Below are 22934 nucleotides of genomic sequence, written 5' to 3' on the forward strand. Positions count from 1 at the left end.
GGGTCCGGCCGCGCGGCGGCTGCACGATCACGTGGAGTTGTCGTAGACCGTCGGGGTGATGACGGCCCGCAACGGCCGGTCCTCGGCGTAAGCCTGGATATTTTCCAATGCGAACGCGCCCGCGTCGCGCCGCCGGTCGGTGGTGGGGCCGGCGAGATGCGGGGTGAGCGTGACGTTGGCCAGGCCGCGCAGGCCGGAATCGATCGGCAACGGCTCGACGGCGAAGACATCGAGGCCCATGCTGATGCGGCCCTCCTGCGCGACGCGCACCAGGCCCGGTTCGTCGACGACGGCGCCGCGGCCGACGTTGACGAAGACGCCGCCCGGCGGGATCAGGCGCAGGTGCTTCTCGGTCACGCTGCCGGTGGTCGCCGGGATGAGCGGGGCGAGTTCGACGATGATGTCGTTGTTGGCGAACAGATCCTCCAGCGACGTGGCGTGCTTGATGCCGTAGCGCGCCTCGGTGGCCGCGTCGAGGTCGGGGGCAAAGGCCGAGACGGTGCAGCCGAAGGGCGCGAGGAGCTTGAGGAGCTCGCGCGAGACGAGGCCGAAACCGTGCAGGCCGACACGCCGGCCGTAGAGCGAGGCGGTTTCCGCGCTGCCGTTTTTCCAGCCGCCCTCGCGGTGCATGACGAGCGTCCAATGGGTGGCGCGGCGCAGGCAGGAGAGGATGTGGAACAGCGCCCACTCGGCGACGATGCGGCTGATGGAGCCGCCCCAGTTGGAGACGATCAGGCCGGCAGCGACTTGCTCGCGCGTGACGAGCTTCTTGACCGAGCCCGCGAGATGGCAGACGTAGCGGAGATTGGGCGGCAGGCGCTCCGGCAACGGCGGCGTCTTCCAGCAGGTGACCAGCACCTCCGGGTTGGCGGCGGCGAGGAGGCGGTGAAACTCCGCGGCGGACAGGCTGGCCGGGTCGACATGCGCGAAGCGCCCGGGCAGGGCGCGCAACCGGCCCCAAAGCGGCTCCGGCAGGAACTCGGCAATTTCCTGGACGCAGAGGGCGGCGAGAAGTGAAGCGGGGCGCGGCATGGGCATGCTATCCGGGAGCGGTGCAGGGCCGCAGCGTCGGCAAATGCGGCGGGGCAGCGTCCACCCTGATGGGTGCGCCGGATAGGGTAGGGAGGTAAAAGCACGGGCTTTCCACGAGAGTCAGGCATAGTGTGGCGGTTGGGTGCAAAAAGGCAGGATATCGTCGGTTAGATAGTTAACCAGCCCGGGAGTCCGTCCGTCGGGCACTGCGCAGCAGCACGGCTCCGACCAGCACCACCAGCCCGCCGCAGCCGACAAAGGCCAGGCGCCCGAGCGGCGGGTTGGGAATCAGGGTCAGCAGGAGCACAAAGCTGCCGTAGGTGAGGCAGAGCCAGCCGACCGCGGCGGACTGGCGGGAGTCGTTGGCGTTGGCGGCGCCCTCTTCGCGGGCAAAATCGATCGGGGTGTCGAGCTGGGTGGCGAACGCCTCGACCGACGCGCGGTGGGCCGCGGGGGATTGCTTCCAGAACAGGGAGCTGAAGAGGAACCAGCCCGTGCCGAGGGCGACGTTGCCGAAGAGCTGGATGCCTTGGCGCCAGTATTCCTGGGTGGCGGGGTCCAGCGGTGCCGTCTTCCCGAACCACATGGCGGCCCACTCGGGCGACAGGTAGCGGTCGATCAGCACCGAGCCGGTGAAGCCGACGAGGACGGTGCTCCAGCCCGACCAGGCCGGGGTGCGGCGGATGAGCAGCGCGAGGACGAGCGGCACGGTGATGGGGACGCCGATGAGGATGCTCACACGCTGCATCTGGAGAAAGAGGTTGAGCTGCTTGAGGTGGCTCATGCGCAGGGCGGTGAGGATGATGACGACGCCCAGGACCAGCGTGACGATCTTGCCGGCCTTGAGCAGGTGGCGGTCGGCGGCCTCGGGGCGCAGCACGGGCTGGTAGAAATTCTTGATGAAGATGCCCGCGCTCTTGTTGAGCCCGGCGTCCATCGCCGACATGGTGGCCGCGAAGATGCCGCTGACGAGCAGGCCGAGCATGCCGACCGGCGCGACGGCGCGCGTGATGGCGATGAAGGCCGCCTCGTCCGGGTGCTCGAGGTTGGGGAACTGGCCGTGCAGGTCCGGGAAGAGGGCGCGCGCCGCCATCGGCGGGACGAACCAGACCACGATGCCGATGAGGTAGAGGCCGCTGCCGAGGAAGCCGGCCCAGCGGGCGTGGCGGCTGTCCTTGACGCTGAGATAGCGGTTCGCGTCGAGGAGGTTGTTGGTGCTGATGACCTGCTTCAGCAGCATCGCCGCGCACCACAGGCCGAGGAAGTCCGACTGCCAGAGCGCGCCGAAGTCGAGGTGGGAGGCGGGGACCTTCTCCAGGAAGCCGCCCCAGCCGCCCAGTTGGGCGATGGCCAGCACGGTGATGGTCAGGCATACCGGCATCAGGATCAGCATCTGGATGAAGTCGCCGGCGATGACGGCCCAGCTGCCCCCGAGCAGCGCGATGATCAGCACCATGAGCCCCAGGGCGATGATGGTGACGGAAAGGTCGAAGCCGAAGACGGCGGAGAAGAAGACCGCCACCGCGTTGAGATACAGCGTCGCCTGGAGCGTGCCGAGCGGCAGCTGCAGCCAGGTGAAGACCTGCTCGTTGGCCTTGCTGAAACGCCGGCGCACGGCCTCGATGCCGGTGACGACGCGCATCTGCCGGAACTTTGGCGCGAAGTGGAGCGCGTTGATCAGGAAGCCGAGGGAATTGGCGACGTAGATGGTGATGATGGGCCAGCCCTTGCCGTAGGCCTGGCTGGCCGCACCGGTGAGGGTCCAGGCGCTGAAGGACATCATGAACGCCGAGCCGCCGACCATCCACCACAACGCCTTGCCCCCGCCGCGGAAATAGTCGCTGACGTTGTTCACGAACCGGCGGAAGACCCAGCTGACCGCCAGCATGTAGCCGAAATAAAAAAGGAGGACGGCGTAGTCGTAGCGGGTCATGACGGGGCAGGGTGACAGGCTGGCAGGCTTGACTAATAATTATGATCGACCAGGTCGGGCAACTCAGGCGCGCCGGGGCAGACGGGGCGGAAGGGGGGCCGGGGCATGGGGCGGGGACCTAGCGCGCCGGGCCGGTCGAGTTGCCCACCACGAGCGGGGCGGGCAGCACCAGGTCGGTAAAGCCCTCGGCGGCCACGCCTTCGCCCATGACGAGGCGGGCCGCGGCCTCGCCCAGCTTGTCCGGGCTGGTGCCGGCGCCGGTGATGCGCAGGGCGCCCTCGATGCTGAGACGCGAGACGTCGGCCGAGGCCAGGCTGATGTCGCCCGGCACCTTCCAACCCTCGCGCTGCAGGCCGAGGGAGGCGCCCATGGCCATCTGGGTGTTGTAGGTGACGAAGGCGGTGGGGAAATCCTTCCGGCGTGCATGCTTCAGCATCGCGTGGATGGCCTCGGCCCCCTCGGCGCGATCCGCCTGCTTCAGCACGATGCTGTAGCGCGGGTCGAGGGCCAGGCCGAGCGGCTGGAGCGCGGCCTTGAGGGCGGTGAGGCGCGCGTCGTGGCGGCCGAGGGCGGCGTTGCCCCCGAGCCAGCCGATCCGCTGGTGGCCGAGGTTGAAGAGATGGCGGACGATCTCGGTGAGCGCCTCGGGCTCGTTGCCCAGCACGGAGTGGCAGAGGCCCTGGTAGCGCGCGGACACGGCGACGATGCGCCGGGTGAGCTTGCACAAGCCGTCCATGAACGGGCGGGCCACCTCGCCCAGCACGACGACCCCGCCGAGGTGGTTGCTCGGGTGGAGGAACGAGCGCAGTTTCTCGGGCGTCAATTCATCCTCGGCGCCGAGGAAAACCAGCCGGTGGCCGTGGGCCTCCAGTTCCTGGTGCAGGCCATGCTGCACGTGGCCGAAATAGGTGCTCGGAATGTAGAGCCGCAACGGGGCGCGCAGGATGTAGCCGATCTGGCGGATGCGCGCCGAGTCGGGCGTCGACTCCACGCGCATGCCCTTCGGCAGGTAGCCCAGGGCGATGGCCCGCTCCCAGATCCGCTTGTAGGTGTCGGGATTGATGCCGACGCTGCGACCGTTGAGGGCGAGGGAGACGAGGGCCTGCGACACGCCGAGTTCCTTGGCGAGCAAGGTCTGGGAGATCTTCTTCTTGGGTCGCACGGGAAAAACTTCTGATAACTATGATGAGCTTTCAATGTATTTATTAGGTGTCGGTTGGGTTAATTTTCCCCGCGATGGGCCCGCCAGAACCGGCCCGCCGCATGATTTCCTTTGCCCGCCGGCGGCGGGTCGCCTTTGAATACGGCCGGTCCATCTCCCGCGTTCCCCGTCCTCACCCGTTTCTCCGGCATGACATTTTCCCCCAGTTGGCGGTCTTGCATTTTCAGCCTGTGCCTGCTGATGGCCGGCAGCATCCGCGCCGATTCGCCGCCCCGGCTGGTGGTGGTGATCAGCATCGACCAGTGTCGCGCCGACTACTTGGAACGCTTCCGGCCGTTCTTCGGGCCGGACGGATTCAACCGCCTGCTGGGCGGGGGCGCCGTTTTCACCGACTGCCACCAGCGGCACTCGGTCACGAAGACTGCGCCCGGCCACGCGGTGATGCTGAGCGGGGTGCATGCCAATCAACACGGGGTCATCGCCAACGACTGGCTGGACCGGGACAGCTTCGAACGGGTTTCCTGCGTGGGGGACAAGAGGGTGGAGATCGTGGGGTTGCCGCCCTCGAGTGCGCCGCGCCTGCCAGGCATCGACGATCCCTACCTGGGCCGGTCGCCCCGTAACCTGCTCGTCGCGACGGTGGGGGATGAATTGAAAAAGGCCGGGGCCGGCCGGCCCAAGGTCATCGGCATTTCCAACAAGGACCGGGCCGCGATCCTGATGAGCGGCCGGCAGGCCGATGCCGCCTACTTCATGGAGAACGGCCGCATGGTCACGTCCACCTATTACATGCCGGCCCTGCCGGCTTGGGTTGCCGCCTGGAACGCCGCCGGCAAGGCCGATGCCTTCTTCGGCAAGGTCTGGGACCGGGTGCTGCCCGTCGCGGACTATGCCGTGCAAGGGCCCGACGACGCGCCCGGCGAGGATGGGACGACCGACCAGCTCGGCGCGACCCTGCCAAAGGTCATCAATGGCGGCGAGACGAAGCCGGGCCCGAAGTTCTACGACGCCTTCGAAACCTCCCCGTTCAGCAACGAGGTGCTGGAGGATTTCGTGGAGACCGCGGTCACGAGCGAGAACCTGGGCGGGCGCGCCGGGGTCACCGACCTCCTGTGCGTGAGTTTTTCCGCCAACGACCATATCGGGCACTTCTACGGGCCCGACAGCCATGAGATCATGGACAACATGGTGCGGATGGACCGGACGCTGGCGGGCTTCTTCAAGTTCCTCGACCGGGGCGTCGGCCTGAAGAACTGCACTATTGTGCTCACGGCCGACCACGGGGTCGCCCCGATGCCCGAGACGGTCCGCGCCCGCATGCCCGGGACGTCCGCCGGGCGGGTGGATACCGCCCTGCTGGAGCGCACCGTCGAGGCGGCCCTGAACCGGGTCTTCGGTCCGCTGCAGGACGGGAGCGCCTGGACGGTTCGCGACGACAACTGGTTCCTGCTCTATCCCGCCGCCATGAAGGAGAAGCAGGTCGCGCCCGCGGCGGCGCAGGCGGTGGTGCGCGACGCGCTGCTGACCCTCGATTTCATCGCGGCCGCCTACACGCGCGAGCAATTGGAAAAGGGCGGGCTCACGGACGAATCGGGCCGGGCGGCGCTGCTCAGCTTCAACCGCGCGCGCTCCGGCGACATATTTTTCCAGACGAAGCCCTATTTCTTCAACAAGGCCACCGGCTCGACCCACGGCACGCCCTACGACTACGACACCCACGTGCCGTTGATCTGGTATGGCGCGGGCGTGAAACCCGGCGTGCATTCCGAGCGGGTGGGCGTGGACGACCTCGCCCCGACGCTGGCGCACCTGCTGGGTGTGCCGGCTCCGCCGCTGGCGGCCGGCCGGATCCTGTTCTAGGTCACCACCAGCGGCGCCGCGCGGCGAGGGTGAGGGCCTCGTCGAGCGGGACCAGGTAGGAGTGCCAGAGTTTTTCCCACTCGAGGCTGACGGTGCCGCCAAACTCCGCCGCCAGCACCGCGTGCAGCGGGGCGAGGGGAAACTCACCGTCGCCCGGCGACACATAGGTGAAGGGGTGGCGGGCACTCGGGCGGCTGATGCTGTCCTTCACATGGACGTGGACGATGTGGGGCTGGAGGGCCCGCCAGGTGGCGAGGGGATCCTCGCCGCCTTTGCGCCACGTGTGATGCGTGTCCCAGAGAATCGCCGTGCCGGGCACCAGCGCGAGGAACGAACGGAGCGCCGCCGCGGTGCACAGAGTGTCGTGGGTCTCGACCATGATCTCGGTTTTCCAACCGTGGGCTTTTTTCTCGGCGCGCCACCAGGCCGCGGTTTCGGCCATGGTGCGGAGGGTGGCGTCGTCCGCCCCCGTGCCGCCGTCGAAAACGCGCAGCCACGGAATGCCGCACGCCTCGGCCCACGGCACGCAGCGCAGGAAATCGGCGCGGTCCGCCGGCGTGCTGCCGGCGAGCTTGAGCGACGTGTCGAGGGCGGCGATCGGCACCGGCGCGGACTTCAGCCGGGCCGCCAGCGCGGCAGGCGTCCCATAGCCGGCGGCCAGCACCGCGGGCAGATCGAGCGAGCCGGAAAGCGCGCGCAATTCCACGGCATCAAGGCCATGGCGCGCGGCGAGCGCGAAGACCTGCTCCAGCGAGTATTCCGGGCAACCCAGCGTGGAGATTGCTCGGCGATAGGGCATCGTTGGCAGCAAGGGATTCGCGGTGCGATTACTCCTTGCCTGCCAATAAAATGGCTGCCCGGGTAGGGATCGAACCTACGACCAAGTGATTAACAGTCACCTGCTCTACCACTGAGCTACCGGGCAGTGGCAAAAGAGGGGTCAAAAAGAGGCGGCCCCCCGGGCTTGTCAATCCCTCTGTCGTGTAAAAACGGGGAATTTCGGGAGTAAGACAAAGTTTTGATTGCATCGGCAAGGCGCGGCCGGTGAACTCGGCACCCTTTTCCATTACGCCTGCCTCCAATTCCGGAGTCACAGGGGGAACGAAACCATGAAGAAATACCAACTCACCGTCACGTCGCGCGAAGGCACCGGCCGCAGCGCTTCCCGCCGCCTCCGCAAGGCCGAGAAAATCCCCGCGATTCTCTACGGCAAGCACACGAAACCCGAGAATCTGGCCGTCAACGGCCCGGAATTCGTCAAGCTCCGCAAGGAAATCGGCGGCAAGGCCGCCCTCATCGAGCTGAAGCGCGATGCCGGCGCCACCGCGCTCTCCTTCCTCCAGGAGATCCAGCGCGACCCGATCACGGACAAGTATCTCCACCTCGACCTTCAGGAAGTGAAGGAAAACGAGAAGATGATCATCAATGTCGGCATCCACGTCACCGGCGAGGCCTACGGCGTCAAGACCGAGGGCGGCATCCTCGAGACCGCCTCGCACCGCCTGCGCATCCGTTGCTTCCCGAAGGACCTGCCTGATTTCATCGAGGTGAACGTCACCGAGCTGAAGGTCGGCGAAACCATCCACGTCAGCGAGCTGAAGCCCATCGCGGGCGTCGAGTTCCTGGACGACAAGAACCAGACCGTCGTGCTCTGCGTCGAGCCGCCGGCCGAGGAAGCTGCGCCGACCCCCGCGGCCGATGCCGCCGCCGCGCCCGCCGACGGTGCCGCCGCTCCGGCCGCCGATGGTGCCGCCGCTCCGGCCGCGGCCGGGGCCAAACCCGCCGATGGCAAAGCCGCCGCCGCGCCCGCCAAGGGCGATGCGAAGGCCGCCGCTCCCGCCGCGGGTGCCAAGCCCGCCGCTGCGCCCGCCAAGAAGTAATTTCGTTTCCCGGGTCGCGCGTTCGCGCGCGGCCCGTTTTGCACGCTGTTCTTTGAGTCATGTCCGTCACGCTGATCGCTGGACTGGGCAACCCCGGGCGCGAATACGCCGGCACCCGCCACAACCTCGGTTTCACCGTGGTTGAGGCCCTGGCTGCCGCCGAAGGCCTCAAGTGGAAAACAGAATCCCGCTTCGAGGCCGCCACCGCCCGCTGGGACGTCCGACCCGGTGTCACGCGACTCCTCGTCAAGCCGGCGACCTTCATGAATGACAGCGGCCGCGCCCTGCGCGGCCTGCTCGACTTCCACCAGGCCGCCGTCAGCGACCTCATCGTGGCCTACGACGATCTCACGATCGACACGGGGTCCGTGAAGGTGTCGGTCACCGGCAGCGCCGGCGGCCACAAAGGCGTCGCCAGCCTGCTCGAGCACCTGGGCAGCGGTTTCGTCCGCTACCGGCTCGGCATCAACGAACCCCGGCCCGCCGGGATGGACCTCAAGGACTTCGTGCTCGGAAAATTTTCCAAAGAACAAACCAAACTAATTGATCAAAAACTAACCTCCTTCGTGGACGGCCTCCGCCTGCTCATCAACCGCGGGCCCGCCGAAGCCATGAACACCCTCAATCGCCGAGACCACCATGAGCCAGAACAAGCGTAACTACAAAGCCTCCATCATCCTCGACAACCGCGGCAAGGAAGACTCCGTCGAGCAACTGATCGAGGGCGTGAAGAAGGAAATTTCCGCCGTCCAGGGCGATGTCACCGCCGTCGAGAACATCGGCCGCCGCGACTTTGCCCGCAGGACCGACGACCAGTTCCCCTCCGGGGTCTACATCCAGGTGAACTTCTCCGCCCCGGCCAGCGCCCCCGCCCAGCTCCACGAGCGCCTGCGGCTCAACGAAAGCGTCTACCGCGCGCTCGTCGAGAACGCCTGAGCGTTTTCGCGCCGCCCTCCCTCCCATGGCCAATCTCAACAAAGTCATGCTTATCGGCAACCTGACGCGCGATCCGGAACTCCGGGTCACGCCGAAGGGCACCGCCATCTGCCAGTTCAGCCTGGCCGTGAACCGCAAGTTCCGGGACGAGTCGGGTGCCGACCGGGAAGAGGTGACCTACGTGGATATCGAGGCCTGGGGCAAGTCGGGCGAGAACATCGCCAAGTATTGCACCAAGGGCCGCCCGCTCTTCGTCGAGGGCCGCCTGCGTCTCGACCAGTGGGAGGACAAGACGACCAAGGAAAAACGCAGCCGCATGAAGGTGGTCTGCGACAACTTCCAGTTCCTCGGCAGCGGCCGCGGCGATGGCGCCGCCCCCGGCGGTGGCGAGGGCGGGGAAGCCCGCACCTACGCCCCGCGCGCCGGCAGCGCCCCCAAGCCCGCCGCCCCCGCGGCGCAGGAAAACCTCGACGAAGACGTGCCGTTCTAAAAAAAGGCAGAAGGAAGAGGTCTGAATTAAGAACGATTCCTTCAGCACGACACCCACTACATTCATAATTCATCCTTCCTAATTCGTACTTTTAAATCCCATGGCTAACCACGAAGTTCTCCTCCTCAAACCGGTCGACGGCCTTGGTGCCGAAGGCGACCAGGTCAAAGTCCGCGCCGGCTACGCGCGCAATTTCCTCCTGCCCCAGGGCAAGGCGGTCCCGCTCACCCAGGCCAACCGCAAGCATGTCGAGGCCCTGAAGAAGGCCCGCGGCCTGCGCGAGGCCAAGGAGCTTGACGGCGCCCAGGCGCTCGCCAAGCAGATCGAGAAGGCGGGCATCGCCATCGCCGTGAAGACGGGCGAGGGCGGCAAGCTGTTCGGCGCCGTCACGGCGAACGACATCCACGCCAAGCTCACCGCCGCCGGCATCACGATCGAGAAGCGCCGCATCCACCTCGGCCAGCCCATCAAGACCCTCGGCAAGCACGAGGTGAAGATCAAGCTGCACCCTGAGGTCAGCGTCGAGCTCACCTTCGACGTCGTCTCCGAGAATCCGATTGAGCCGGCCGCGTCGTAATCAACCATTTGCCCAACCCCGAGCTGCGGTTAAACCCGCAGCTTTTTTATATCCAGCACGGGGCGGGCGGATTTGGAATAACCGATGAAGCGTTTGTCGATAATCGATGGTTGCGGCCGCCGCCTCGTGGCGGCTAACTGAACCACTCATGGGCGAATCCGGCATCGAGCAACCGCGGGCAAAGGGGACGTCACGTTATCCGGGGACGGAGCGCGCGGCGACCCTGCCGGCGTCAGCGCCGGACCGCTCGCCCCCGCACAGCGCGGAGGCCGAGGAGCATGTCATCGCCTGCTGCCTGCTCGACGGCAACGACACCATCGCGCGCTGCCTCGAGGCGCGCCTGGCCGCCGACTCGTTCTATTTCCCGGCCAACCGGCTGCTCTTCGAGATCATCGTCGAGCTCTACCAGAAGGGTTCGGCCGTCATGCTCGAGGTGCTGGCCGAGGAACTGAAGACCCGCCGCCAGCTCGAGGCCGTCGGCGGTTTCGCCTACCTCATGCAGGTCACAGGCAAGATCCCGACGACCGCGCACGCCGGCTATTTCATCGAGAAGGTCCGCGAGAAGCACCTGTTGCGCGAGCTGATCAAGGCCGCCACCGGCGCGGTCGAGCAGGCCTACGGTTTCACCGGCGGGCTCGAGGAGTTCGTCGACAAGATCGAGCAGGATCTCTTCAAGGTCACGCAGGACCGCGTGAGCGACAGCGCCCAGGAGATCAAGGAGTCCATCAAGGAGGCCAACACCGTCATCGCCAAGCTGCTCATGAAGAAAGGCGAGCTGACCGGCGTGACGTCGGGGTTCAAGGACCTCGACTCAATGACGTTCGGCTTCCAGCGCCAGGAAATGATCGTGATCGCGGCGCGCCCCTCGATGGGCAAGACCAGCTTCGCCCTCAACATCGCCGAGTCCGCCGCCCTGCCCAAGCCCGGCAAGGCCGAGCCGGTGGCGACCCTCATCTTCTCGCTCGAAATGAGCTCCTCCCAGCTCGCCCTGCGCATGCTGTGCGCCCGCTCGCGGGTGAACATGAAGCTGCTGCGCGACGGCCTTGTCAGCCGCGACGGCCACGAGGTCAACGCGCTCGGCCAGGCGGCCGAGGAGTTCAAGAAGGCCCCCATCCTCGTGGATGACTCGAGCGCGCTCACCATCATGGAAATGCGGGCCAAGGCGCGCCGCATCTACGCCCGCCGGAAGCTCGGCCTGATTATTGTCGACTATTTGCAGCTGATCAACGGCACCGACTCCCGCGCGCCGCGCGAGCAGCAGGTGGCGGAAGTTTCGCGCGGATTAAAGGCGATGGCGAAGGAACTAGACCTCCCGGTCATAGTCCTAAGCCAGCTTAACCGCTCTTCGGAGAAGGAGAACCGCACGCCCCGCCTGTCGGACTTGCGCGAATCCGGCTCCATCGAGCAAGACGCCGACGTAGTCCTCATGTTGTCCCGCCCCAAGGAAGCCGACGAAAAATTCCAGACCGCTGCCGGTGCCGCGGATTTAATCGTTGCCAAGCAGCGCAACGGACCGGTAGGTGATTTGAAACTAACTTTCCTCCAAGAAATTACGCGCTTTGAAAACTTCACTCCGTAACCCGTTTGCGCGGGTTCTGCTCGCCACCATTTTCCTGTTTTCCGGCGCGTCCGGGCTCCACGCCCAGGACCAGCCGGCGACCGCGCAGCCCGAGGCGCCCGCCGGGCCGACCTACCGGGTGGGCACCATCACGATCAAGTTCGTGGGCATGGCCAACGTCAGCGAGCAGGTCGTGCGGGCCAACATGGCCTTGCGTGAGAACACCGACCTGGACGAGGCGCTGATCGACCGCGACATCCGCTCGCTCTACAAGACCCAGCTCTTCGAGTTCATCGAGGCCAAGCGCGAGCAGGCGGCGGGCAACGTGGTCAACCTCGTCTTCGAGGTAACGCCGAAATTCCGCGTCCTGGCGGTGAAGTTCGAGGGCCTCAAGGCCTACAAAGACCGCCGCCTGATGAAGGAAATCAAGTCCGTGGCCAACGGCGCGCTCGACGAGCGCCAGATCAAGGACGACGCCCAGAAGATCTACGAGTTCTACCAAAAGGCGGGCTACAACCAGGCCCAGGTCACCTACAGCATCGACCGCAACCGCAGCACGGGCTTCGGCACCATCACCTACAAGGTCCGCGAGGGCGCCCGGGTGAGGATCGCGGCCATCAACTTTGTCGGCAACGACCACGTCAAGGCCGGGCGCCTCCGCAAGGAGATGGAGACCCGGAAATGGCACATGTTCTCCTGGCTGACCGGCGGCGGCCGCCTGAAGGACGACGAGTTCGACTCCGACCTCGGCAAACTGCGCGACTACTACAACGAGCAGGGCTACCTCGACGTGGAGATCGCCGAGGACAAGATCACCTTCGACTACCCGAAGCCCGACCGCCTCGTCATCACCATTCGCGTGAACGAGGGCCGCCAATACAAGCTCGGCGACGTCAGCTTCAAGGGGAACAAGATTTACTCCGACCGGATCCTCCGGTTCGTGCCGCGCCAGAAGAAGGGCATGATCTTCGTGCCCTCCAAACTCGACAAGGATGTCGAGACGCTCGAGGACTTTTACGGGCAGGTCGGCTACCTGCAGACGCGCGTGCGCCTCGTCCGCAAGCCCAACCTCGCGACCGGCGACATTGACGTCGAATACCAGATCACCGAGAGCGAGAAGTTCCAGGTCGAGTCCATCGTCATCGAGGGCAACACCAAGACCAAGAGCGTCGTCATCCTGCGCGAGCTCGTCCTCGGCCCCGGCGACGTCTTCGACTCCCTCCGGATGAAGATCAGCAAGCTGCGCCTGGAGAACACGCGGTTCTTCGAGGACCCGGTCAACGTCACCGACGAGTCGACCAACATCCCCGGCCGCCGCAACCTGAAGATCTCGGTCCGCGAGGCGCGCACCGGCAACCTGACCTTCGGCGCCGGCTTCAGCTCGTTGGAGAAGGCGGTCGTCTTTGCCGAGGTCACCCAGTCGAACTTCGACCTGTTCAACCGCCGCTCGTTCTTCCAGGGCGACGGCCAGAAATTCCGCCTGCGCTTCCAGATCGGCTCGCAGTCCAGCGAGATCATCCTGGCCTTTGAGGAACCCTACCTCTTTGAACGCGAGCTGGCCCTCGGTTTCCAGATCTACCGCCAGACCTCCGACTACAACAGCGCCTTCTACCAGGAAATCCGCACCGGCGGCGAAGTCTACCTGCGCAAGCGGCTCTTCAACTGGCTCGAGGGCCGGCTGTCCTATACCTACCAGGTGATTGACGTCGCCAACGTGACGGCAGGCGCGCCGCTCGCGATCCAGCTGGCGGAGGGCAACTCGACGACCTCGAAGGTGACCCTGGCGCTCACGCAGGATTCGCGCGACAAGATCATCAACACCACCCGCGGCAACTACGCGACCATGGAACTGGGCGTGGCCGGCGGCCCGCTCGGTGGCAGCAACAACTATTACAGCCTCGAGTTCCGCGGTTCGAAATTCTTCCCGATCGCCGAATTCCAGGAGCAGGTGCTGTCGGTCATCGGCCGCATCGGCGTGGAGGACAGCTTCGGGAAAAGCAACCGGCTGACCACCCGCACCATCACCGATCCCACCACGGGGCTGCCGGTGACCACCCTCCCGTATGTGCCCGGGGTGCCGTTCTACGACCGCCACTTCCTTGGCGGGCCGCAGGACCTGCGCGGCTTCGAGTTCCGCACCGTCGGCCCCAAGGACGCGAACGGCGAACCCATCGGCGGCAACAGCTACGGTTTCGTCAGCCTCGAATACTCGATGGATGTCGTGAAGCCCGTGCGCTTCGCCCTCTTCTATGACGCCGGTTTCGTGAACAAGAACGCCTACGACTTCAGCCCGGCGAGCTACAACGACAACTTTGGCATCGGCCTGCGCCTCTTCGTGGCCGGCGCGCCGCTCAGCCTGGACTTCGGCGTTCCGCTGACCGGCGACAAATACAACAAGAAGGGCACGCAGTTCAACTTCTCCTTCGGCACGCGCTTTTAATCCCGCAACCTCACCCCTAATTATGAACAAGATGATGATCCGCACCTTCCTGCTCCTGGCCGCCTGCGCCACCGGCACCACCGCGCTGCTCGCGCAGCCGGCCTTGAAACTTGTCACCGTCGACATGGCCAAGGCCTACGACACCTATTACAAGTCCGAGGATGCCATGGCCAAGTTCAACGATGCCCGCCAGAAGGCCCAGGAACAGGGCGAGGAGCTGCGCAAGCAGGGCCAGACCATGGTCGAGGAATACAAGGAGCTCGCCGAGCAGGCCAAGAGCACGCTGCTCAACCCCGAGGCCAAGGCCAAGGCCGAGCAGGCCCGGGACAAGAAGATGGAAGATATCCAGCGCAAGCAGGGCGAGCTGCAGAATTTCGTCCAGACCACCGACCGCCAGTTGCAGCAGCAGATGCTGACCCGCCGCGAGATGCTGCTCGATGAAATCAGCAAGGTCGTGACCGACCTGGCCAAGCGCAAGGGCGCCACCCTGGTCATCGACAAGTCCGGTCCGTCCGCCTTCCGCATCCCGATCGTGCTCTACGCGGATGCCGGCTATGAGATCACCGACGACGTGGTCGCCGAGTTGAACAAGGACCGCCCGCCGGCCGCCCCCGTGGCGCCGGCCCCGGCCAAGCCCGCCGCGGCCACGCCGGCGCCCGCGAGCCCGGCCCCGGGCTTCACGGTGCCGAACGTCAGCAAGCCCGCCGACCCGGCCAAGAAGCCGTAAGAATCCTTGCCAAGCCCTGTTCCACCGAACAGGGCTTTTTTGTGTCCATGCAGGTCGCTTATACCCCCGCTGAGATCGCCGCCATCGTTGGCGCCCAACGCACCGCCGGTTCGACCACGGACCCGATCCGCGACATCGCCTCGCTGACCGCCGCCCGGGCGGGCGACCTGTCCTTCCTCGGCAATGCCAAATACCGCGCCCAGGTGGGCGCCAGCACGGCCACCGCGCTGCTGCTGCCGCTGGATTACACCGGCGAGCCCAGGCCGGGCCAAGTCTTCCTTTTCGTGGAGAACCCCTCCGTCGCGCTGGCCAAGGTCTGCGCCCGCATCGAGGCGGCGCTCTGGCCCAAGCCCGCCCCGGGCGTCCACCGGAGCGCGGTCGTGGCGTCGACGGCCCGGGTCGATGCCACGGCCCATGTCGGCCCGTTGTGCGTCGTCGAGGACGATGCGGTCGTCGGCCCCGGCAGCGTGCTGCAGGCCTCGGTCTTCGTCGGCCGCGGGGCGCGCGTGGGCGAGGGCTGCTATCTCATGCCCGGCGTCGTGCTCGGCGCCTCCTGCAGCCTCGGGCAGCGGGTCCGGCTTCAGCCGGGCGTGGTCATCGGCTCGGATGGTTTCGGCTACGAGTTCGTGAACGGCCGGCACGAAAAGATCCCGCAGATCGGGGTGGTGGTTATCGGGGACGACGTCGAGATCGGCGCCAATTCCACCCTGGACCGCGCCCGCTTCAGCCGGACGGTCGTGGGGGAGGGCACCAAGATCGACAACATGGTGCAGATCGCCCACAACGTCATCATCGGCAAGCACTGCATCCTGTGCGCCCAGGTCGGCATCTCCGGCAGCACCACGCTCGAGGACTACGTGATCCTGGGCGGCCAGGCCGGGGTGGGCGGCCACATCACGCTCGGCCAGGGCACCAAGGCCGGCGGCCAGACGGGCATCGCCTACGACACGCCGCCGGGCAGCTATCTCAACGGCACCCCGGCCATCCCCTACCTGCTGGAGCGTCGCCTGCAGGTGCTCCACCAGCGGCTGCCCGACCTCTTCAAGCGCGTCGAGGCGCTGGAGAAGAAGTAAAAAGCAGGAAGGAAGAATCAGGAAGGGTGGCGGCTCGCGCCGCCGGTCAGCTGTTTCTTCGTTCTTAATACTTCCCTCATCCTTCTTAATTAATCTCCGCGGCCCTTTTCTCCTTCCCGCGTGCGTGCTTCTCCGCTACCACCGGCGGTAATGAGGGACACGAAGCTCAAGATTTTCTCCGGCTCATCCAACCGCGCACTGGCAGAGGAAATCTGCTCGTCCATCGGCGTCCCGCTGGGCGACGCGACCGTCACCTGCTTCCCCGACGGCGAGTCGTTCGTGAAGATCAACGAGAACATCCGCGGCGCGGACGCCTATTTCATCCAGTCGACCTGCCCGCCGACCAACCATCACCTGATGGAGCTGCTGATCATGATCGACGCCGCCAAGCGCGCGTCGACGCAGCGCATCACGGCCGTCATCCCGTTCTACGGCTACGCCCGGCAGGACCGCAAGGACCAGCCCCGCGTGCCCATCACGGCCAAGCTGGTCGCCAACCTCCTCATGTCGGCCGGCGCCAACCGCGTCCTGGCGATGGACCTGCACAGCCAGCAGATCCAGGGTTTCTTCGACATCCCGGTCGACCACCTCTTCGCCTCCCCGGTTTTCTTCGAATACCTCGCGACCAAGCGGAGCAACAAGCTCGTGGTCTTCTCCCCCGATGTCGGCGGCATGAAGATGGCCTCGGCCTACGCCGACGTCCTCGGCGCCTCGCTCGGCCTCGTGGCCAAGAAGCGCACCGGCGCCACCACCGTCGAGGCCATCAACGTGGTCGGCGAAGTGGACGGCTGCGATGTGCTGCTGGTGGACGACATCACCGAGACCGCCGGCACGCTCACCGCGGCCGCGAAAATCCTGAAAGACCACGGGGCGCGGAGCATCCGCGCGGCCGTCAGCCACTGCGTGTTGAACGAGATCGCCTACGAACGCCTCAAGGGCGGCCTGATCGACGAGTTGATCACGACGAATTCCGTGCCGATCGACACCCGGGGCCTGCCCATCACCGTCCTGAGCATCGCCCCGCTGCTGGGCGAGGCCATCCTGCGCATCAACACGAACGAGAGCGTCACGAGTCTTTTCAAGATCAAGGGTTTCTAGAACGGCTGAAATTGCAGGGCGGGATCGCCGTAGCCCGCCTCCGATCGAAAAAGCTCTCCGGTTCGAGGCGGGCTACGGTGATCCCACCCTGCCACCATGACGAGGTCCCCGCTTGCGGAACAGCCCGCCATGGCCAATGTCACTGTCCGCTCCAATTCCCTATGAAATCCAAGTCGGTTGCCCTGCTCTTTGCGCTCGCCACTTCCATCCTCGGCCTGACCGTCGGCCTCCTTGCCGCGGACAAAGCCGCCGACAAGGCGGCTCCCAAGACCGCGACGCCGCTCAAGAAACCCACGCTGAAGATCGACGCCTCGCCGATCGGCGAGGTCAAGGGCCTCGTCACCAGCTACGCCGATGTCCTCGAGGCCATCCGCCCCGCCGTGGTCTCGGTCACCTCCAGCAAGATGGTGCGGCAGCAGGTGCCGGAGTTTCTCCGCCAGTTCGGCGCGCAGGGCCGCGAGCAGAAGCAGAGCGGGCTCGGGTCGGGCGTCATCATCTCCACCGACGGCTTCATCATCACCAACAACCACGTCGTCGAGGAGGCGGACGAACTCAAGGTGTTCCTGAATGACGACCGCGAGTTCATTGCCAAGGTGATCGGCACCGACCCCAAGACCGACGTGGCCGTCATCAAGATCGAGGCCGAGAACCTGCCCGCCGCCACGCTGGCGGACAGCAGCAAGCTCCGCGTCGGCGACGTGGTCTTCGCCATCGGCAACCCGCTCGGCGTCGGCCAGACGGTCACGATGGGCATCATCTCCGCCACCGGCCGCAAGGTGGGCATCCTCGACGAGGTGGGCGGCTACGAGGACTTCATCCAGACCGACGCCGCCATCAACCAGGGCAACTCCGGCGGCGCGCTCATCGACGCCCGCGGCCGCCTCGTCGGCATCAACTCCGCCATCATCTCCACCTCCCAGGGCAACATCGGCATCGGCTTCGCCATCCCGATCAACCTGGCGAGCAGCATCATGCACAGCCTGATCGACACCGGCACCGTGGCCCGCGGCTACATGGGCGTCGGCACCGACCCCAACCCCCTGACGCCGGACCTCGCCGAGTCCTTCGGCCTGCCCAAGGACACCAAGGGCGTGGTGGTCACCGATCTCAACCCGGCCGACGGCCCGGCGGCCAAGGCCGGCCTCAAGCGCGAGGACATCATCACCGCCATCGACGGCAAGGCCGTCGCCTCGCGCGATGACCTGCGCATGATCGTCGCGCAGACCGCCCCGGGCACCAAGGTGACGGTCAAGTATTACCGGGATGGCAAGCCCCAGAGCGCGGAGATTACCCTGGGCAAGCTGCCGGATGAGAACGCGCCCACCGGCGAGCTGGTCTCCGGCGTGTCGGTCTCGCCCCTGACCGACGACTTGCGCAAGGAACTGCGGATCGATGACCGCGTCGAAGGCGTCGTCATCACCGAGATCGCGACCAATTCGCCTTACCGTGAGACCTTCCCGCAGGGTGCGGTCATCGAGCAGCTGAACCGCGCGCCCGTGACCGACCTGGCCTCCGCCAAGCGCGCGCTCCGCGACGGCCGCAACATCGCCCTGATTTTCTACCGCGGGGTTTACCGCTATGTGATGTTCAACACCCGGTAAAAGATATCTTTCTCAAGACCAAGGCGCACCCGATGGTGCGCCTTTTTGTTTTCGACTGGAGGCGGGACTATCAGTCCCGCCTCCATCTGACCTAGCTCCCCGGCTTGGTGGCGGGGATCTTCGCCATCTCCGGCGGCACCTGGTCGGCCGGATAGGTGGGGTAGCTCATCGTGAGCAGCGAAAGGCAGGGCACATCAAACCTGGCCTGGCCGGCGCTGCGGTCGACCATCACGGCGACCGCGACGGCCGTGCCGCCGTGCTTTTTCACGATGTCGAGGCACTCCTGCACGCGGCCGCCGCGGGTGATGACGTCCTCGACCACGAGGACCTTCTCGCCCGGCTTGAAGGTGAAGCCGCGGCGCAGCACGAGGACGTTGTTTTCCTTCTCGGCGAAGATGAACCGGCACCTGGACTGCCGCGCGACTTCCTGGCCGATGACCAGCCCGCCCATGGCCGGCGCCAGCACGGTGTCGTAGGCCAGCGCGCCGAGCTTCTGCTTGAGCAGGGTGCCGAGGCGCTCCACGGCCGGCATGTCCTGGCAGACCTGCGCGCATTGGAAGAAATGCCCGCTGTGCAGCCCCGAGCGCAGGATGAAATGCCCCTGTAGCAGCGCCTTGGTGCGGATGAAGATGTCGGTGACCTCCTGTTGAACGGCGTCCATGCGAAAAACGTGGGAGATTCCCGGGGCGAAGGGAATCCATTTTTGTCCGGGACCGGCCAATCGGCCTGATTTTCACCGGAGAGCGCGGAGGAAGCAGAGGATCTGGATTGGAATGATTTCTCCGCGTCCTCCGTGGTCTCCGGTAAAATGGTTCGATGGTTCGGTCTTTCTGTTTTCCGCTTTTGTCCATAGCTTCCCCTCATGCAACCCTCCCTCGACAAGCCCGCGCTCGAAGACGAGCTGGGGGACGTCCTCGAGAAGGCCGCGCGCAACGTGCCGCTGTCGATCGAAAGCCTGGCGCTGGCGGCCAAGGTGGACTACGGCCGGCTGCGCGACGCGCTGGACTACCGGCCGGACCTCACCACGCAGGAAGTCGGCCGGCTGGCCGCCGTGCTCAACCTCAACGAGGTCGGGCTGAACGCCCTCGCGCAGGGCCTTTATCCGCTGCCCGCTGCGACGGGGCTGACGTTCCAGCTGCATCCGCTGCGCATGCCTTATGGCGTCGGCGTGGCGAACGCCTACCTGGTCAGCGCGGGCGGCGACAGCGCGATCCTCTTCGATACCGGGGCGAGCCATGCCGAGTTGCACCGGGCCTGGCCGGCGGAGATCCAGCGGCTCGACGCGGTGTTCGTCACGCACTACGAGGCCGAGCACATCGGCGGGCTCGAGGTGGTGCTGCGCGAAAGCGAGCTGGGGCATTTCCACGGTCCGCCCAACGGCCGCTGGCCGGAGTGCCGCGGGCTGGGCGAGGGGCAGAGGGTCCGGGTGGGGGATTTCAATATCACGGCCTTCAGCACCCCGGGACATGCCGCGGAGCACAACTGTTACCTGGTGGAGTTCGCGACGCATCCGGCCGGACCGGCGCTGCTGATCTCGGGAGACCTGATTTTCGCGGGCTCGCTGGGCGGAGGCTATTTCTGCTGCCAGCGGCAGCTCACGCATTCCGGACGCATCATGGGCCTGCTGGCCGATGACACCGTGATCGCACCCGGGCACGGCCCGCTGACCACCGCCGCCAACGAGCGGCGCTTCAACCCGTTTCTCGCCCGCTAGGCCTTGGCGGTCCGGCCCGGTCGCCGTTCCGCGAAACGGCTTCCTCCCAGCCGCCGGATTGCTAGTTTGCGCCGATGCCTGTCCCCTTTGTTGTCACCAAGTTCGACTTCCGGCCGCTCGACATCCCGCTGCACACGCCCTTCGGCATTTCCGGCGGAGCGCAGGCGATGGCCAACAACGTGCTCGTGACGGTCGGGCTGGAAGGCGGAGCGGTCGGCTATGGCGAGGCGGCCCCGCTGCCGCCTTACAACGGGGAAACCCAGGCGGACGCCCTCGCCACCCTGGCCGGGGCGCGCCGTTGGCTGGTCGGCCGGCACGCGGCGGACTGGCGCGCGTTGGCCGGGGAATTCCGCCAGCGCGGCGGCGGGCGGTGCGGCTCGGCCCAATGCGCGTTCGAGATGGCGCTGCTCGACGCCCTGACCCGGCGCGACGGCACGCCGTTGTGGAAATTCTTCGGCGGCGCCGGCACGGCGCTCGAGACCGACATGACCGTGACGACCGGCTCGCCCGAGCAGGCTGCGACAGACGCCCGCGCCATCCGGGCCCGGCGCATCCGCCTGATCAAGGTCAAGGTCGGCGGCCCCAAGGGCCCGGCTTACGACCTGGCGCGGCTGAAGGCGATCCACGAGGTGGCGCCGGACGCTCCGCTCATTCTCGACGGCAACGCCGGCGTTTCCCGCGCCGACGCCACCACGCTGGTGCAGGGCCTCCGCGGTCTCGGCATCAAACCGGCCCTGCTCGAGCAATGGCTGGCCAAGGACGATCTGGTTGGCCTGCGGGCGCTCGGCGAGGAAAGCGGCTGGTTGGTGGCCGGTGACGAGAGCGTCTGCTCGGCGGCCGACGCCCAGAAGCTGGCCGACGCCCAGGCGGTCCAGGTGCTCAACATCAAGCTGATGAAGGCCGGCATTGCGACCGCGCTCGAGATCGTCGCCGTCGCCCGTCGCACGGGCCTCGGTCTCATGATCGGCGGCAATGTCGAGTCGATCCTCGCGATGACCGTGTCGGCGTGCTTCGCGGCGGGGCAGGGGGGCTTCACCTTCGCCGACCTCGACACGCCGCTGTTCCTGGCGACGAACCCCTTCGACGGCGGCTTCGCCCTCGACGGCGGCGCCATCTCGGTGGCGCACATCACGGCCGGGCACGGCGTCGTGCCGAAATAGGCTGCGGGTCGGCTCAACTGGAGGCGGGACTATCAGTCCCGCGAGGCATAAGGATCGCATGCGAAACCTGCGGGACTAATAGTCCCGCCTCCATCAGTCAGAGCGCTCCGTTGCCGGTCCGGGCCACACCGCCTTCACGACCCACGCTGTGCCAAGCGTCAGCGTGGTGCCGATCAGCGTGAACCACGGCCAGAAGACCTCGCCACCGAACAGTTTCATCCATGCGTCGCGCAGTCCCGGCACGTTCGGCGGCCAGTAGATCAGGTTCATGGCGAGGAAGGATACGATCATGCCCGCCATGGCGGCGCGGGCGCCGACCCGCCGGCCGAAGAGGGCGAGGATCAGCCCGCCGAGCAGCGCACCGCTGGTGAGGCCGCGCAGGGAGAAGGCGGCGTTGAGGACGAATTGCACCTCACGTGACAGCCACGCCACGCCCACGAGCACGACCGCCCAGAAAACCGTCGAGAGCCGGCTGAACCGCAGGAAGTAGGCCTCGTCCCGGTCCCGCACCATCTGCCGGACAAAGTCCATGGTCGAAACCGACGCCAGCGCGGTGAGGGCGGAACTGATCGAGGACATCGCCGCCGCTAGAATGGCCACGAGCAGGAACCCCTTCAGCACGTGCGGCACCTCGGTCAGCATGAAGATCGGGAAGACGAAGTCCGTTGACTTGATACCCGGCCGGGCCTCGGGCAACGGAATTTGGAACGGATGGCTCTGGTAGAACACCCAGAGCATGACGCCCACGAGAAGGAAGATCAGGAACAACGGAAAGATCAGCACCGCGCTCAAGCCGAGCGCCTTCCGGCCGTCGGCCACGTCGCGGCAGGCGAGCACGCGCTGCACGATGAGCTGCTCGGCGCCGTGGGACGACAGCACCAGCACCGTGCCGCCGAGGACGCCCATCCAGAGGTTGAAGGGCGCGGAGAACGTGAAACGGGTGTTGAGCCACACGAGTTTCCCGGCCGCGCCCGCCTGGGCCAGCGCGGCGCCCCAGCCGCCGTCCAAGAGGGTCGGGATGTAGCAAAGCGCGAACAGGCCGCCGCCGAGGAAGAGCCCGAACTGCACCGCGTCGGTCCAGATGACCGCCTTCACCCCGCCGATGCAGGTGTAGAGCAGCGACAGGGTGACGAAGATCAGGATCGCGCCGAGGATCGGGTCGACGATGCCGCCGAGGCTGCAGACGCGCTCGCCCAGCATGAGCCGGATGGGAATGCAGGCGACGTAGACGCGCACGCCGGCCGCCAGCGTCTCGAGAAACAGGAAGAACGCACCCGCCAGCCGGCGCGGTCCGCGGCCGAGATGCTGCTCGAGCAGCTGGTAGGGCGAATAGATTTCACCCTTCAGGTAATGCGGCACCATCACGACGGCCAGGATGATGCGGGCCAGCACGTAGCCGAAGATCATCTGGATGAACATCAGGTCCGAGCCGTAGGCGATGGCCGGCACGCCGATGACCGTCAGCGCGCTGGTCTCGGCGGCGACGATCGAGAACCCGATGCCCCACCAGGGAATGTTGCGGCTGCCGAGGAAATAGTCGCGCGTGTTGCGCTGGTCCCGGCCGAGCCAGATCCCCAGGCCGATGATGCCGCCGAGATAGGCGACAATGACCAGCCAGTCGCCGGGGTTGAGGTAGCCGTTCATCCTGAGGGCCGCTATCGAGCGAAAACCCGCCGGGCATGGCGAGGCTAAA

Annotated in this window: 20 protein-coding genes and 1 tRNA gene; 14 read left to right on the forward strand and 7 right to left on the reverse strand. The window is 66.3% G+C overall.

Annotation, left to right across the window (positions count from 1 at the left end; all coding sequences use genetic code 11):
• Positions 1 to 27: 27 nt before the first annotated feature.
• From BLU29_RS12240 to BLU29_RS12250, 3 genes are all read right to left on the reverse strand, one after another.
• Positions 28 to 1032 carry a hydroxyacid dehydrogenase gene (locus BLU29_RS12240; protein WP_157693826.1) on the reverse strand — a complete coding sequence of 335 codons (1005 nt, stop codon included), beginning with the start codon at positions 1030 to 1032 and terminating at the stop codon, positions 28 to 30.
• Between the two features lie 175 nt (positions 1033 to 1207).
• On the reverse strand, positions 1208 to 2965 hold the full coding sequence (locus BLU29_RS12245; protein WP_091058316.1) for a hypothetical protein: 1758 nt from the start codon (positions 2963 to 2965) through the stop codon (positions 1208 to 1210).
• 118 nt (positions 2966 to 3083) lie between these two features.
• Positions 3084 to 4127 carry a LacI family DNA-binding transcriptional regulator gene (locus tag BLU29_RS12250; protein ID WP_091058319.1) on the reverse strand — a complete coding sequence of 348 codons (1044 nt, stop codon included), beginning with the start codon at positions 4125 to 4127 and terminating at the stop codon, positions 3084 to 3086.
• A 189-nt stretch (positions 4128 to 4316) separates the two neighbouring features.
• On the opposite strand from BLU29_RS12250, the gene BLU29_RS12255 reads away from it, so the two are divergent.
• Positions 4317 to 5987, forward strand: coding sequence for an alkaline phosphatase family protein (locus tag BLU29_RS12255; protein ID WP_091058322.1), 1671 nt, complete (start codon positions 4317 to 4319; stop codon positions 5985 to 5987).
• Between the two features lies 1 nt (position 5988).
• Here BLU29_RS12255 and BLU29_RS12260 read toward each other — a convergent pair whose 3' ends face one another.
• On the reverse strand, positions 5989 to 6786 hold the full coding sequence (locus tag BLU29_RS12260) for a sugar phosphate isomerase/epimerase (protein WP_091058325.1): 798 nt from the start codon (positions 6784 to 6786) through the stop codon (positions 5989 to 5991).
• 51 nt (positions 6787 to 6837) lie between these two features.
• A tRNA-Asn gene (locus tag BLU29_RS12265) sits at positions 6838 to 6912 on the reverse strand.
• Between the two features lie 184 nt (positions 6913 to 7096).
• On the opposite strand from BLU29_RS12265, the gene BLU29_RS12270 reads away from it, so the two are divergent.
• The 11 genes from BLU29_RS12270 (at position 7097) to BLU29_RS12320 (ending at position 18367) form a co-directional block, all read left to right on the forward strand.
• Positions 7097 to 7867 (forward strand): 50S ribosomal protein L25, encoded by a 771-nt coding sequence (locus BLU29_RS12270; protein WP_091058327.1) that lies wholly within the window; start codon positions 7097 to 7099, stop codon positions 7865 to 7867.
• 59 nt (positions 7868 to 7926) lie between these two features.
• On the forward strand, positions 7927 to 8526 hold the full coding sequence (gene pth / locus BLU29_RS12275) for an aminoacyl-tRNA hydrolase (protein WP_091058330.1): 600 nt from the start codon (positions 7927 to 7929) through the stop codon (positions 8524 to 8526).
• Positions 8507 to 8803, forward strand: a complete 297-nt coding sequence (locus BLU29_RS12280) for a 30S ribosomal protein S6 (RefSeq protein ID WP_091058331.1) — start codon at positions 8507 to 8509, stop codon at positions 8801 to 8803. The genes pth and BLU29_RS12280 overlap by 20 nt, the downstream gene beginning before the upstream one ends.
• A gap of 25 nt (positions 8804 to 8828) precedes the next feature.
• Positions 8829 to 9293, forward strand: coding sequence for a single-stranded DNA-binding protein (gene ssb, locus BLU29_RS12285; protein WP_091058334.1), 465 nt, complete (start codon positions 8829 to 8831; stop codon positions 9291 to 9293).
• Between the two features lie 100 nt (positions 9294 to 9393).
• On the forward strand, positions 9394 to 9870 hold the full coding sequence (gene rplI / locus BLU29_RS12290) for a 50S ribosomal protein L9 (protein ID WP_091058337.1): 477 nt from the start codon (positions 9394 to 9396) through the stop codon (positions 9868 to 9870).
• Positions 9871 to 10018: 148 nt separating this feature from the next.
• Positions 10019 to 11449 (forward strand): replicative DNA helicase, encoded by a 1431-nt coding sequence (gene dnaB / locus BLU29_RS12295; RefSeq protein ID WP_091058340.1) that lies wholly within the window; start codon positions 10019 to 10021, stop codon positions 11447 to 11449.
• Entirely contained in the window at positions 11430 to 13868 is a 2439-nt protein-coding gene (bamA, locus tag BLU29_RS12300; RefSeq protein WP_231962226.1) for an outer membrane protein assembly factor BamA, read from the forward strand. Before dnaB ends, bamA begins: the two co-directional genes overlap by 20 nt.
• A 22-nt stretch (positions 13869 to 13890) precedes the next feature.
• Positions 13891 to 14595, forward strand: coding sequence for an OmpH family outer membrane protein (locus BLU29_RS12305; protein ID WP_091058343.1), 705 nt, complete (start codon positions 13891 to 13893; stop codon positions 14593 to 14595).
• 47 nt (positions 14596 to 14642) lie between these two features.
• On the forward strand, positions 14643 to 15668 hold the full coding sequence (gene lpxD, locus BLU29_RS12310) for a UDP-3-O-(3-hydroxymyristoyl)glucosamine N-acyltransferase (protein WP_091058345.1): 1026 nt from the start codon (positions 14643 to 14645) through the stop codon (positions 15666 to 15668).
• A 150-nt stretch (positions 15669 to 15818) separates the two neighbouring features.
• Complete coding sequence (locus tag BLU29_RS12315; RefSeq protein ID WP_091058348.1) at positions 15819 to 16766, forward strand: ribose-phosphate pyrophosphokinase; 948 nt, start codon at positions 15819 to 15821, stop codon at positions 16764 to 16766.
• A gap of 161 nt (positions 16767 to 16927) precedes the next feature.
• On the forward strand, positions 16928 to 18367 hold the full coding sequence (locus BLU29_RS12320; RefSeq protein WP_091058350.1) for a Do family serine endopeptidase: 1440 nt from the start codon (positions 16928 to 16930) through the stop codon (positions 18365 to 18367).
• Between the two features lie 91 nt (positions 18368 to 18458).
• On the opposite strand, the gene pyrE is transcribed toward BLU29_RS12320, so the two are convergent.
• On the reverse strand, positions 18459 to 19028 hold the full coding sequence (pyrE, locus tag BLU29_RS12325) for an orotate phosphoribosyltransferase (RefSeq protein WP_091058354.1): 570 nt from the start codon (positions 19026 to 19028) through the stop codon (positions 18459 to 18461).
• Positions 19029 to 19229: 201 nt separating this feature from the next.
• Between pyrE and BLU29_RS12330 the strand changes: the two genes are divergently transcribed.
• Positions 19230 to 20081: an MBL fold metallo-hydrolase gene (locus tag BLU29_RS12330; RefSeq protein ID WP_091058356.1), complete on the forward strand. Its 852-nt coding sequence runs from the start codon at positions 19230 to 19232 to the stop codon at positions 20079 to 20081.
• Positions 20082 to 20155: 74 nt separating this feature from the next.
• The gene (locus tag BLU29_RS12335) at positions 20156 to 21241 is read left to right on the forward strand and encodes a dipeptide epimerase (protein ID WP_091058359.1); all 1086 of its coding nucleotides are present in this window, start codon (positions 20156 to 20158) and stop codon (positions 21239 to 21241) included.
• Between the two features lie 93 nt (positions 21242 to 21334).
• On the opposite strand, the gene BLU29_RS12340 is transcribed toward BLU29_RS12335, so the two are convergent.
• Positions 21335 to 22885: a hypothetical protein gene (locus tag BLU29_RS12340; protein WP_091058362.1), complete on the reverse strand. Its 1551-nt coding sequence runs from the start codon at positions 22883 to 22885 to the stop codon at positions 21335 to 21337.
• Between the last annotated feature and the right edge of the window lie 49 nt (positions 22886 to 22934).

It is taken from the genome of Opitutus sp. GAS368, from assembly GCF_900104925.1.
Lineage (GTDB): Bacteria > Verrucomicrobiota > Verrucomicrobiia > Opitutales > Opitutaceae > Lacunisphaera.